The sequence below is a fragment of the Aquamicrobium sp. LC103 genome (genome assembly GCF_001014615.2).
In the GTDB taxonomy this organism is placed as follows: Bacteria; Pseudomonadota; Alphaproteobacteria; order Rhizobiales; family Rhizobiaceae; genus LBCQ02.
This window is the reverse complement of the sequence record NZ_LBCQ02000018.1, coordinates 19,915-33,445: the sequence shown is the minus strand read 5'-3', so window position 1 is coordinate 33,445 and position 13,531 is coordinate 19,915. Positions and strand designations below refer to the sequence as shown.

8 protein-coding genes are annotated in these 13,531 nt (G+C 63.2%); 5 read left to right on the top strand and 3 right to left on the bottom strand.

Translation table 11 applies throughout. The features are described from left to right. Nucleotides 1-18 precede the first annotated feature (18 nt). Nucleotides 19-1,968, bottom strand: a complete 1,950-nt coding sequence (locus XW59_RS27615) for a PrkA family serine protein kinase (protein ID WP_047148890.1) — start codon at nucleotides 1,966-1,968, stop codon at nucleotides 19-21. 279 nt (nucleotides 1,969-2,247) lie between these two features. Next, nucleotides 2,248-2,793: a hypothetical protein gene (locus tag XW59_RS27610; protein ID WP_246666251.1), complete on the bottom strand. Its 546-nt coding sequence runs from the start codon at nucleotides 2,791-2,793 to the stop codon at nucleotides 2,248-2,250. A 595-nt stretch (nucleotides 2,794-3,388) separates the two neighbouring features. Here XW59_RS27610 and XW59_RS27605 point away from each other — a divergent pair. The 5 genes from XW59_RS27605 (at nucleotide 3,389) to XW59_RS27585 (ending at nucleotide 11,599) form a co-directional block, all read left to right on the top strand. Further along, nucleotides 3,389-5,269, top strand: coding sequence for a hypothetical protein (locus XW59_RS27605; RefSeq protein ID WP_246666250.1), 1,881 nt, complete (start codon nucleotides 3,389-3,391; stop codon nucleotides 5,267-5,269). 137 nt (nucleotides 5,270-5,406) lie between these two features. Continuing rightward, nucleotides 5,407-7,380: a hypothetical protein gene (locus XW59_RS27600; protein WP_047148892.1), complete on the top strand. Its 1,974-nt coding sequence runs from the start codon at nucleotides 5,407-5,409 to the stop codon at nucleotides 7,378-7,380. Between the two features lie 20 nt (nucleotides 7,381-7,400). Then, complete coding sequence (locus tag XW59_RS27595) at nucleotides 7,401-9,734, top strand: type I secretion system permease/ATPase (protein ID WP_136068535.1); 2,334 nt, start codon at nucleotides 7,401-7,403, stop codon at nucleotides 9,732-9,734. An 11-nt stretch (nucleotides 9,735-9,745) separates the two neighbouring features. Continuing rightward, the gene (locus XW59_RS27590; protein ID WP_047148929.1) at nucleotides 9,746-11,083 is read left to right on the top strand and encodes an HlyD family type I secretion periplasmic adaptor subunit; all 1,338 of its coding nucleotides are present in this window, start codon (nucleotides 9,746-9,748) and stop codon (nucleotides 11,081-11,083) included. Between the two features lie 78 nt (nucleotides 11,084-11,161). Then, nucleotides 11,162-11,599 carry a DUF1810 domain-containing protein gene (locus XW59_RS27585; protein ID WP_047148893.1) on the top strand — a complete coding sequence of 146 codons (438 nt, stop codon included), beginning with the start codon at nucleotides 11,162-11,164 and terminating at the stop codon, nucleotides 11,597-11,599. Between the two features lie 261 nt (nucleotides 11,600-11,860). Here XW59_RS27585 and XW59_RS27580 read toward each other — a convergent pair whose 3' ends face one another. Then, nucleotides 11,861-13,456 carry a N,N-dimethylformamidase beta subunit family domain-containing protein gene (locus XW59_RS27580; protein ID WP_170990244.1) on the bottom strand — a complete coding sequence of 532 codons (1,596 nt, stop codon included), beginning with the start codon at nucleotides 13,454-13,456 and terminating at the stop codon, nucleotides 11,861-11,863. Nucleotides 13,457-13,531 lie beyond the last annotated feature (75 nt).

Genomic DNA, 13,531 nt, shown 5'->3' with positions numbered 1-13,531 from the left:
ACCTGCACGTCCGCATTTTCAACCTGCCTTGTTCACCCGCATGTACCAATCGACGAGGCGGCGGACCTGCCGCTCGGTGTAGCCGCGGCCGGTCATGCGCTGGACGAATTCGGCGTGCTGCTTCTCGGTGGCGGTGTCCTTCTTCGAGCCGAAGCTGATGACCGGCAGCAGATCCTCGACCTGGCCGAACATGCGCTTTTCGATCACCTCGCGCAGTTTTTCATAGCTCGTCCATGACGGGTTGCGGCCATGGTTCTTGGCACGGGCACGCAGCGTGAATTTGACCACCTCGTTGCGGAAGTCCTTGGGATTGGCGATGCCGGCCGGCTTCTCGATCTGCGAGAGTTCGCTGTCGAGGATCTCGCGATTCAGGATCTGGCCGGTATCCGGATCCTTGAAATCCTGGTCTTCCAGCCAGGCGTCCGCATAGGCGATGTAGCGGTCGAAGAGGTTCTGGCCATACTCGCTATAGGATTCCAGATAGGCTTTCTGGATCTCGTGGCCGATGAACTCTGCGTAGCGCGCGGCCAGCTCCGACTTGATGAAGTCGAGATAGGATGTTTCGACCTCCTTCGGGTACTGCTCGCGCCGGATCGCCTGCTCCAGGATGTACATGAGATGGACGGGATCGGCGGCGACTTCCTTCGTATCGTAGTTGAAGGTCTCCGACAGCACCTTGAAGGCGAAGCGCGTGCTGACGCCCGTCATTCCCTCGTCGACGCCGGCGGCGTTGCGGTATTCCTGGACCGACTTCGCCTTGGGATCGACGTCCTTCAGGTTCTCCCCGTCATAGACGCGCATCTTCGTGAAGAGCGGCGAGTTCTCGTGCTCGGAAAGGCGCGTCGAGACGGTGAAGCGGCTGAGGATTTCCAGCACTTCCGGAGCGCACGGATTTTCCGCCAGCTCACTTTCGCGAAGCAGCTTGTCGTAGATCTGCTTCTCTTCCGTGGCGCGCAGGCAGTAAGGCACCTTGACGACCAGGATGCGGTCGAGGAAGGCCTCGTTGTTCTTGTTGTTCTTGAAGTGCAGCCATTCCGATTCGTTGGAGTGGGCGACGACGATGCCCTGATAGGGAAACGCGCCGAAATTCTCGGTGCCGTTGTAGTTCCCCTCCTGCGTGGCGGTGAGCAGCGGATGCAGCACCTTGATCGGCGCCTTGAACATCTCGACGAATTCCAGGAGGCCCTGGGTGGTGCGGTTCAGGCCGCCGCTGTAGGAATAGGCATCAGGGTCGGCCTGACTGTAGTTCTCCAACTGGCGGATGTCCACCTTGCCGACCAGCGAGGAAACGTCCTGATTGTTCTCGTCGCCGGGCTCGGTCTTTGCGATGCATATCTGGCGCAGGCGAGAAGGCATCATCTTTACGACGCTGAACTTCGATATGTCGCCGTTGACCTCGTCGAGGCGCTTTGCCGCCCACGGCGAAATCAGGCCCGTGAGCCGGCGCCTTGCGATACCGTATTTGTCTTCCAGGAGGTCCGCCATGCGCTCGGGATGGAACAGGCCGAGCGGCGATTCGAAGATCGGGCTGATCTTGCCGCCCACCATGAGGGTGTAGATCGGCCGCTGTTCCATGAACTTCTTGAGACTTTCGGCGAGGGAGGATTTGCCGCCGCCGACCGGTCCGAGCAGGTAGAGGATCTGCTTGCGTTCCTCCAGGCCCTGGGCCGCGTAGCGGAAATAGCCGACGATCCGCTCGATCGTGTCTTCCATTCCGTAGAAATCTGCGAAGGACGGATAGAGCTTGATCGTCCTGTTGGCGAAGATGCGGCCGAGACGTTCATCCCCGCTGGTATCGATTAGGGTGGGCTCTCCGATCGCATCGACCATCCGCTCGGCGGCGGTGGCGTACATGGATTTGTCATCGCGACATGCTAGCAGATATTCTTGGAGGCTCATCTCCTCCTGTGCCGCGCTGGTGTAAATCTCCGAGAAGAGATCGAAGACGCTGGATTCTCTCGCTTGCATGGTGCTCTCTCGCGACGGTGCCGTTAGATTGCAACAGGGTCATTGCCTGACCAACGCTTGCCTACTCGAATCAACTCCTTCCTACGTCCAAGGTTCCTCATAACTGTGGACGCAATTTGGCGCGTGTAAATCGAAAAATCGATCACAATCGCGGGATGCTGGTTCAGCGGCGGCTGTCGGGAATTCTCGCGGGCAACGATCGGGAGAGGCGGGAGCTTACGCGTTGCTGCGCCCGTCGACGCGGGAGGAAACAGACCTCCCCAAGAGGTAGCCCGTCAGTCAGCAAGGGTAGGAATATTTCCTGACAATGGACCATATGTTCTGATTTATTTTTTGTATCTCGTTAATGCAATTCTTTACCTTGCCGACCTCTATATCGTTAAGTTCTTCAACCTTTCCATATTTGATGCCGTCTTTCTCATCAAATATGCGCATGAGCTGCGTGCTGCCCGACATGCCGGCCTCGTCGAACGAGTAGATGCAATGGCTGTATTTGTTCCGCAGCTTCGCCTGTTTGGTCAGTTGCTCGGTTATGGCGAGGATTTCGCGCCTGTGCTCGGTCGGCGTTTTTGCGAGCTTGGTGAGTCGTTCCACCAGTTCGATGCGCGCCCGGGTCGTGTTCAGGGTCAGGAAAATCACGATGGCGGTTTCCTTGTCGACCCGCGCGAGACCGGCGATCAGATAGATGAGCAGGCTTTCCGTGTTGGTCCAGGTGTAGTTCAACTGTCCGATGAGGAGCAGGATCTCCTGAAAGCGCGGACCCGTGACGGCATCCCGCTTCGCTTGCGGCTGCGTTGTAGTTGTAAGAGCGGCCTTCCGTTCCATCCTCAGTCCTGCGAATTCGCGGCGGCAGATCGCGATCCATCATACAAGACGGTCGATGTTTCGACACGATCGACCCGTCCCGACGCCGGCGAGCCGGGGCGCATTCGGCCAATACCATTCCTCCGAGGCCCCGGATACTCACCGAAGGTGGTAGGCCATTGTCGCACGGTCGACATGCTCCGGAATAAATGCAGCTATATCATAGGCTTGAGCGCATCGCACGGGCCGGAGCGCGGCTGTCGCCGCGATCAAAAGGCGTAGGGTCCGGATAGCTCTAATAGGCAGCTAGCGTTTCGGGGCTTCGAGGAACAAGCTTCGATCCTGGGCGCGGGCCGGGACTGCCGGAGCGACAGGCATCCGCCTGTTGCGGCAGTCCATAAGCGGAGGTGTTCGGCGCCATATGTCTTAGTGTGGGGTGAAGGCCCGCACACCTCCGCACGCGTTTTGGGGAGGAGAGCCGACGGCTTCGGCCGCGGGCGATCCTGGTGAGTAACTGCACGGTGCAGTCAGCACTCAATCGTCCGCGTGCAGCTCAAGGCCGCCGTAATAGATGAAGGGTGGTTACGCTGTCCGCGGCTCAACCGAGGACATTGAAATGGGTAGCAAAAACAACGGTACTCAGCAGTTTGGTATCCAATTGTTCGGAGACGACCAGTACAATGTCGCCTTCGACGATCTCGTCTATGACCCGGGCGACCAGAGCCAGGACCAGCATCAGGATCAGAGCCAGGACCAGTATCAAGGCCAGGACCAGGGGCAGGATCAAAGCCAGGACCAGTACCAGGAGTCGGTGAATGAAAACACCAACGCCAATGGTAACGGCAATGGCAACCTGAACGGAAACGGAAACCTGAACCTCAACGGGAATGGCAACCTGAACCTGAACGGTAACGAGAACACCAATACCAGCACGAACACGAACACCAATACGAACACCAGCCAGACGACCGTGGACGTGAATGTCGGGCTGAACCTCGACGGTTGGGATCCGACCGACGACGACTTCGCCGATATCGATCTCAATCAATCCTCGGTCGGCAACCTGTTCGTGAATCGCGATGGTGAGATTCATTACAATCCCGGTGATGACGTCTCCTTCGACGACATTCTCAACGGCTCGCTGAACGGTGCTGGAAACGACAGCGCCTTCCTGCAGAACCAGGTCGCAAACCTCGAGGACAATGACACGCTCGAAAATGCCACCCTGCAGAATCTCGCGCCTTTCGAGCAGAATGGCGATGCGAACGGCGGCACGGCCTACGGTGCGGAAGGCATCGACGCGGGCGGTGGCGGCGGATCGAGCGGCGACGCCTGGGGCGGCAATGGCGGTAACGGCGCAGGCGGCGGCAACGCCAATGGCGGCGCTGCGGCCGGCGGCGCGGGCACCGGTGGCAACGCCTCCAGCGCGGCGACCGGTGGCGCGGGCCTCGGCGGTATCGCGTTCGGCGGTATCGCGGCCGGCGGTATTGGCGCCAGCGGTGCGGCGAGCGGCGGTGCAGGCACCGGCGGTGCGGGCACCGGCGCGGCCGGTGGAGCCGGCGGTTCCGGCTCCGGCACGGGCCTCGGCCTTGGCGGCCTCGGACTCGGCGTCGGCTCCGGCGGTGACGGCGGCACGGCAGGTGCCGGCGGCGCGGGCGGCAGCGGCGGTTCGGGTTCCGGCGGCAGCGGCGGGGCGGGCACCGGTGGAGCCGGCGGTTCCGGTGGCTCCGGTGGTTCGGCCGGCGACGGCGGCAACGGCGCGGCGGCGGCGGATGCGGCAGCAGCCGCGGCTGCGGCCAGCCTTGGCGGCGCCGCGGCAGACGCAGCCGCTGCTGCTGCGGCGGCGGCCGGTGGCGCAGGTGGCGCGGCCGGTAGCGGCGGCCCCGGCGGCATGGGCGGCTCGGGAACGGGCGGCTCTGGCGGCGAGGGCAGCGGCGGCAACGGCGCGGCCGGCGGTGACGGCGGCGCGGCCGATGGCGGCCTGGGTGCAGGCCTCGGCTTCGGCGCCGGCGTCGGGCTCGGCATAGGTGCCGGACTTGGCGGCGCAGGCGGAGCCGGTGGCTCCGGTACGGGCGGCGCAGGCGCTGGCGGCGCAGGCACGAGCGGCAGCGCAACCGGCGGCGCGGCGACGATCGGTGATTCGACCGGCGGCGCGGGCACCGGCGGGCAAGGCCTAAGCGGCGCCTGGGCCGGCGACGGCACCGGCGGTGCGGCCAATGGCGGTTATGCCTGGGGCGGCGACGGCGGCAACGGTGGCAATGGCGGCAACGCGATCAGCGGCGCTGGTGGCGCCGGCGGTGCCGGCGGCCAGTGGGGTTCCGGCAATGGCGACGACGGCATCGTCAACGGCATTTCGGAAGCTCATGCCGAAGCGGCCATCGATGTGTCCGCCTTCAACCAGAGCATCGTGATGGGAGCCAACCTCCAAGGCAACACGATCGACATGACCGTGGTCGGTGGCGATCTCACCAGCACGTTCACCGGCGAAGACGTCTAGGGGAGGTGCAGTCCGCAAACGCGGAAATCAATCCATGGCCTGCGCGGGGCGACCCGCGCAGGCTCCTTGGGGGGAAAAGAATGAAAGATCGGTCCTGGGCGGGTCCGATCCCATGACGGGAGGCGACCCCTGTGCTGATGGACAAGATTACCGAGACCATCGCCCATTTCATCGGACTGTTCGAGATAAAGGTCGAGCAGGCCCGCCTGCGCAAGGACTACGAGGAATTTCAGGCGCTGCGCGCCTCGGCGGAGACACAGCCTCCGCTGCCGGACGTCGATGCCGGCTCACGCGCACCGTTCGACTTCGTCGGGATGGATCCCGGCCTGCGCTACCAACTGCTCGGCCCCGAGCTGGAGAAGGTGATCCCGTGGTCCCACGTGGATCTTCAGCCGATACCGATTCTCATTCCGTGGTCCGACGTCGTTCCACCACATATGGAACTGATTTCCGAAGGCGTTCGTCCGCTCACGTCGACTTTCGAGCGCACCATCGATCCTCCCGGCTCGATCGCAGTCGTCGCGAACCAGGAAATCCATCTTTCCGACAACGACTATGTGGGCGCCGGCGGACACGGGCTGGTATTCAGTCCCGAGATGGATGCGGGTGCCGAACTGGCATCGCTGCTGCACGGCGCCGCCCGGCTTTCGCCGTTCGGGCACCAGGACGTGCCGGCTTCCGCCGAGGGGATCGAAGACTTCATCCTCGACGCGGCCTCGGCGCTGGAAAGTTTCGTCGTCGAACATCAGGATGACGGCGACGTCCATGTCGTTCATCAGGAAACGATCAAGGGCTCCTTCGTGAACGGCGAAGCCGTCGACGAACTTCCGAAGCTCAAGGACCATCTCCCCGCGGAAGACGAGGAGGAAGAGGAGACGCCGACGCAAACCGCTACCTTCGTCGATGGGGGCGGCCTGGTGGCGATCGATCCCTCGGTGCAAGTGGTGGCCGGCGAAAATACCCTGGTCAACACGGCCCTTCTCACCAACAACTGGCAGGCCGGCGCGGTCGTCGCGACGCTTGGCAATTACACCGAAGTCAACGCGATCGTTCAGATCAACGTCTGGAGCGATAGCGACGCGATCGGTTCCAGCCTCGCCGATTGGACATTTGATCCGGCGGAGGCAACGCAGGCCTTCAACATCGCTACTTTCTCGCGGGTCGACCCGGCCGGGGACGGTCAGGCCGATGCCGCGCTCGGCGGTTTCCCAACCGATTGGGTCGTCACGCGCATCGACGGCGACCTCTTGATCATGAACTGGATCGAGCAGTTCAGCTTCATGATGGACAACGACGTGCACGTGCTGTCGTCGTCGGGCGTGAAGACGATGGTGACGACCGGCGACAATATGGCGAGCAACGATGTTTCGCTGACCGAGCTCGGTCTTTACTATGACTTGATCATAGTAGGCGGGGATATTTACGACGCGAACTTCATCCATCAGATGAACGTTCTGCTCGACGACGATATGATAGGCGGCGTCGCAGGTTTCCACATGACCGGCGAAGCCTCGCTGTCCACCAGCGGCAATCTGCTCTGGAATTCCGCCGAGATCGTCAATATCGGCGCCGCGGACCGCTTCGAAGCGCTGCCTTCCTACTATCTCGACACCGCGGGAGATCTCAAGGCCGGCAAAAACTCGCTCTCGTCCAGCGTATTGAAGGACGACGCCTTTTCAGGCCTGGAAGGGCTGCGCGTCCTCTACATATCGGGGAGCATCCTCGATCTGCAATACATCAAGCAGACCAACATCCTCGGAGATTCCGATCAGGTCGCGCTTGCGATGAACGGCATCGAGGACAGCTTCCCCGATGCCGACTGGACCTTGAGCACCGGTTCGAACGCGCTGATCAACATCGCGGGCATCACCGATCTCGATTCCGCCGGAAAAACCTATGTCGGCGGCGACAAATATTCCGATGAGATCCTGATCCAGGCGGAGCTGATCTCCAGCAATCCCGAACTCGGCGGACAGGATCCGGACAAGCTGGTCAACGAAGCCATCGCGTTCCTCGACGACGAGCTCGCCGGGACGGACGACGACGCCATGCCGCATCCCGCCCATCACGACGCTCCGCACCCCGACGTCATGCAGACGATGCTTGCTTGAGCCCCGTTTCAGAGGACCAGATGGAACATACGCGCGCGCAGCCCTGGCGGCCTTTTACCGGCGAGAGTGGCGAGCCCGGCTTCACCCGCACGAGTGAACCGGGCTCGGCAAGGTCTCTCTCGCAGATGCTTCACAAGCAGGAAGAGATCGTCGACCGCTCGATGGCCGAACTGGACCGCGCGATCGTGGAATTGAAACAGGCGACACAGTCGCTCTCAAACCGCACGTCTTCCGTTGAAGTGGCGGACCCTTCGCCGCAGGCGGAGATTCTGGAACCGGACCCGGAAGCTCCGGTCGGAACCGAGGGAAGCCGGGCGATCCCGACGGGAACCGCAAGGAAATTGACGGAGCCGCGGATTGAGGCCGCGGCCGGCTCGTCCGTTCCGATCCGCGACGAGGCACATAGAGCCGGGCGGGCGGAGAGCGAACCGCGTCCGGAAGCGCAGGACAACCGCGCCGAGGCGCAACCTGGACAGGATTTCGAGGCAAGGCCAGGCAAGCCGGGTACGCTCATCATCGAAGGTGACCGCGATCCGATAAAGGTCGAAGACCGCTCGCCGACGGGCGGCGGCAACGATGTCGACAAGGGCGGCGGGGGAGGAGGTGGCGGCGGACATTTCCATCGCCGTCTCGGCCCTATCAATTTCGCGCAGAACCTCCAGGCGGGCATCGAGGCGGTCCGGAAGAACCTGCTCGTCGTCATGATCTTCACCGTGGCGAGCAACATCCTCGTCCTGGCGATCCCGATCTATCTGTTCCAGATCTCGGACCGGGTGCTGACCAGCCGATCCATCGACACGCTGATCATGCTGACAATCGTGATCGTGGGTGCCGTCCTGTTGCAGGCGGCGCTCGACGCGATCCGCAGGTTCATCCTGATGCGGACGGCGGTCGAGGTGGCCGCGCAGCTCGGCACGCCGATCCTCAGCGCCGCCGCGCGCGCCTCGCTCAACAGCAACGGTCGTGAATATCAGACGCTCGGTGATCTCCAGCAGCTTCGCTCATTTCTGGTTTCCGGCACGCTGCTCGCATTCCTGGACGCGCCGATGGCGCCATTGTTCATTCTCGCGGTCTTTCTCGTGCATATCCATCTGGGCTTCATCGTGGTCGGCTCGATGTTGGCGCTGCTCGTGATTGCCGCGCTCAACCAGCGCGCGACGGCCGCGCCCTTCGGCGAAGCCAACGCCCATCAGAGCAAGGCGAACCTTCATCTCGACTCCATGTCGCGCAACTCGCAGATCATCAACGCGCTGGCGATGATCCCCGAGGCCGTACGGATATGGGGAAAGGACACGGCAGGGTCGCTCAAGGCCCAGGTGATCGCGCAGGACCGCAACATCGTTTCGGCCGCGACCTCCAAGGCGGCACGCCTTTTGACGCAGGTGGCCATGCTTGGCTGGGGCGCGTTTCTCTCGATCGAGGGCGAGATCACCGGCGGCATGGTGATCGCCGCCTCCATCATCGCCGGCCGCGCGCTCGCGCCGGTCGAGGGCGCGATCGAGGGCTGGAACCAGTTCGTGCAGTCGCGCGCCGCCTACGGCCGCATATCGGCGCTGCTGCAATCCTCGCCGCTCAATTTCGAACGCCTCCATTTGCCGCGCCCCGAGGGAAGGCTCGATGTCGAGCGCCTGCTGTTCGTGCCGCAGGGCACGAAGCGGGTGGTTCTCAACGGCATCACCTTCTCGCTCGCGCCCGGCGATTCCCTCGCCATCATCGGCAATTCCGGCGCCGGCAAGACGACGCTCGGCAAGATGCTGGTCGGCTCGATCCTGCCCACTTCCGGGAATGTCCGCCTCGATCTGATGGATTTGCGGAATTGGGATCAGCGGCAGTTCGGCGAGAACATCGGCTATCTGCCGCAGGACGTCCAATTGTTCCCGGCGAGCATCAAGGCGAACATCGCGCGCATGCGCGAGGACGCGAGCGATGCCGACATCTACCAGGCCGCGATGTTGGCCGACGTCCACGAGATGATTGCGACATTCCCGCAAGGCTACGAGACCTTCGTGGCCGCCGACGGAGCGCCGCTTTCGGGCGGTCAGAAGCAGCGCATCGCGCTTGCGAGGGCCTTTTTCGGCAATCCGCGCCTGGTCGTGCTCGACGAACCCAATTCCAATCTCGACAGCGCCGGCGATGCCGCGCTCGCCCGCGCGCTGGCGCATGCCAAGCGGGAGAAGATCACTGTGATCACGATCACGCAGAGACCAGCGCTTCTCAGGAACGTCGACAAAATCCTGCTGCTCACCAATGGCACGGTGGCGCTGTTCGGCGGCCGACAGGACGTGCTGCAGGCGCTGGCGGCGCGCGGCATGGCTCCCGGCGGCGCCGGGCCGCTGGCGACCCAGTTCGAATGAAGGGGCGGGAAATGAGCAATTCGGCACTGCATCACGATCTGGAATGGTATGCTGACGTTCCACGCTCCATCAGCAAGCAGACGATCGTCGGGCTTGCCCTTCTGACGGTCTGTTTCGGCGGGTTCGGCACCTGGGCGATGACCGCGCCGCTGGCCGCGGCTGTGATCACCCAGGGCAGCTTCGTGGCGACCGGGCAGAACAAGATCGTGCAGCATCTCGAAGGCGGCATCATCAACGAATTGCTGGTCAGCGAGGGCGATTATGTCGAGCTCAACCAGCCGCTGGTGAAGCTCGACGAGACCGCGGCGCGCGCCAACGAGCGCCAGTTCTTCCTTCGCAGGCTGCGGCTCGAAGGCATTCACGCACGGTTGATGGCGGAGGCGGCCGGCGAGAAGGAAGTGACATTTCCCGAGATCATCATGGACAACCGCTCGGATGACGATGTCGAGGCGATCATGCTGAGCCAGGAACGTAATTTCGAGGCCTCCCGCAGCAAGCTCGAGAGCGAGATCGGATTGCTCAGCCAGAACATAAGGGCGCTGGAATTCCGGGCAGGCGGCTATCGGCAAGAGCAGGGTTCCATGGAGCGGCAACTGGTGCTGCTTCAGGAAGAACGCGTGGGCAAGAAAATCCTCATGGAAAAGGGGCTCCTGCGCCACACGGAGGTCAAGGCCATCGAGCGTGCCATCGCCGACGCGGAAGGGCAGATGGGCCGGCTGGCGGCCGAGGTTTCAGAAACGCTCGCCCAGATAAAGAAGCATGAGCAGCAGATCGGCCAGACCATGGCCGCCTACAAGCAGGCGGCGCTCGACGAGCTGCAGAGCGTCGAAGCCGAGCTTGACAGCGTGCGTCAGCAGATGCGGGAAGCCGAGAACGTGCTGGGGCGGGCGACGATCGTCGCGCCCGTCGAAGGCACGGTCGTGCGCATGCTCTACCACACGTCCGGCGGCGTCATCGAAAGCGGCAAGAGCATATTGGAAATATTGCCGACCGACGTTCCGCTGATCATCGAAACGCAGGTGCCGCGAACCGAGATCGACAACGTCAAGATAGGACAGAAGGCGACGGTCCGGCTCACCGCGCTCAATCTCCGTACCACGCCCGTGCTGAATGGAGAGGTCTACTACGTCTCGGCCGATTCCCTGCCGGACACGGCCGGTGACGGCAAGCGCGAGGTCTATCTGGCGCGCGTCAATCTGCCGGTCAGCGAGCTGGCACGCGTGCCCGGCTTTTCGCCGACACCCGGCATGCCGGTGGAGATCATGATCCAGACGGCGGAGAGGACCTTCTTTTCCTATCTCACCAAGCCGGTCACCGACAGCATGTCGCGCGCGTTCCTGGAGCAGTAGCTCGGCAAAGCGAGCGCGACCCTGCGGCGAGCCGCAACGGTATTGACCTTGCGGGCCTTCGCGCGGACAACAGGTGGCATGCCGTTCGACGATCCTTTCGACCTTCAGCGCTTCGTCGACGCTCAAGCTTCGGCCTTTGACGCGGCGATCGGGGAGCTGCGCGCCGGGCGAAAGCGCAGCCATTGGATATGGTTCGTCTTCCCGCAATTGCGTGGCCTCGGGCGTTCCCCGGCCGCCCAGCGCTATGGCATCGCTTCTCTCGACGAAGCGCGCGCCTATCTCCGCCATCCGCTCCTCGGACCTCGTCTGAAGGACGCGACGCGGGCCATGCTGATGCATTCCGCGGAAAGCGCGGAAACCATCCTCGGCTCGCTCGACGCCATGAAGTTCGGCTCGTCGATGACTTTGTTCGCGCGCGCCGAGGCGGCGGACGACAATGTCTTTCGCGACGCGCTGGGCGTGTTTTTCTCCGGGCGCGAGGACGAAGCGACCCTGGCGTTGCTGCGCCAGGTATAGAGGCTGCTACCGGAGAAACCGCTCCAAGGCGCCTGAGCCGTTGGGCTACAAGGGAGGAGAACAGGCCGGGCCACTTTGGGGCGGGGGGCTTGGGAGTGGCACCGGCCCTGCGGTTGCCCGTGAAACGGTCCGCCGCGAAGGCAAATTGCGAGATTCGACGGGCGGTGGACAATAAAGCTTTGTTACAGAATGTTGCGGCTGCCCGTAACAAAAGCCGCGGCGCCCGTTTCGATCCGCGGTCGAGCGCTTGCGGGATGAACGCTACCGCCTTGCGGAGAAGCGATCCAGAACGTTGCGTGTGATCTGCTGCGTGAAGGGATCGCCGCGTTTCAACCCCATTACCCATTCGCAGGTGGCCGCGGTGAGGACCTCGCCCTTGCCGCGCTTCATGTTCACCATCATGCCGGAGCCGTATTTGTAGCGCTTCAGATTCTCGCGGGTCGCTTCTCCCGTGGCCGCCTGAACGAGGCCTTCATGGTCGCTGCCGCGTACATAATAGCGGAACCCGTCACCCTCGGGCTCGTCTTCGGCAAGCACCGCAGGCGCCATGGCGAGGATTTCGATATCGTCCGGTATGCCCTCGGCCGGCACCGCGTAGGGCAGGCCGTGGCGGAAGGTGTAGTCGAGCCCATCGACCTCGTAGGCGAATATGTGCGCCTTGTCTCCGAATATGTCGGCATAGTGAAGCCCGGTGCCTTCGAAGACCCAGTGCTCCGGGCGATAGACGGTGAAGCCCTTCTGTCCGCGCGGTGCGAATCCGCCCCAGGAGGCATAGAGGCCCTGCATCCCGTTGACGCCGACGGTGGACGCGCCCGGCCATGCGACGTGCCTGTCTTCCCAGGCGGTCGTCAGCGTTTCGGCGGCATCCGTGCCGCGAACGGGGTCTTCCTCCCCCGCCTTGAACTTGTAGCAATGCTGGGTCCGTCCGTCGTCGTCCAGCCTGATCTGCCAGAGGAAATTCGCGCCGAAGCGGGCAAGATTGCCGCCCCGATCCACGTACCCCTCTATGTTGAGGCGCATTTCGCGCGTCCAGTACTCGTCATGGCCGACGATCACGACGCAGGGATATGCGTCGAGACGTTCCGGGCTGTAATGCAGGTCCGTCTGCGTGATGAAGTCGAGTTCATAGCCTTCGCGCTCCGCCCACACCACGAAATGGCGGTCGAATTGTGCCCAGCCGGCGGCGGCGTAATATTGGCCGAACCCATTGGCGAAGGCCCATTCCTTCATCGGATATCGCGGCGCGTCGCCCATTTCCGGCGCGGGATCGGCGCAAATGCGCGGGGCGCCCGCCGGCAGCCACACGATGCCGCGCGTCCATGGCCGCTGGAGGCTCAGGACAGGCGAGGGCCGGTCGCGCTCCGGGCCGACGATCCCGAAATAATGGTTGGCGCCGCCCCAGTCGTTGTAGGCCGTCCAGGTCGCGGTCGGCAGGATCATCAGGATGCTTGCGCGGCGTGTTTCCGCGGTGGGTCGAACGACGAAGAAATGGTGCTGGACGAAGCGGCCTCCGTCGGCCCTCATGCAGGTGGAGACGACGCGGTAGAAGCCCGAGCGCAGGTCCTCGGGCAGGCGCCAGTTGTGGCCGACCGGCCAGTCGCATCCATTGCGATAGGCCTCGGAAGGCATCGGATGGAACGAGCCGGGAAGTTCGGCCTTGTGGACCGTTTCAGGCTCCGCCCCGTCGCGGTAGATTTCGAGCGACCACGACCGCGCGGTCGAGCTCGAATGGAACCGTACCTCGTCGCCGGGATCGTAGGACATGGCGTCGGTGTAGGTGTAGACTTCGGGGAACGCCGGGTCCTCGCGCGGCGCCTCGTACCAGGGTTTGCTGTGCCAATGGTCGTCGGCATGCATCGCCTTGGCCACGCGCGGTGCGATATTGAACGAGCCGTGCTCGGGCCCGCGGAACTCGGGCTTTCGGGACATGAC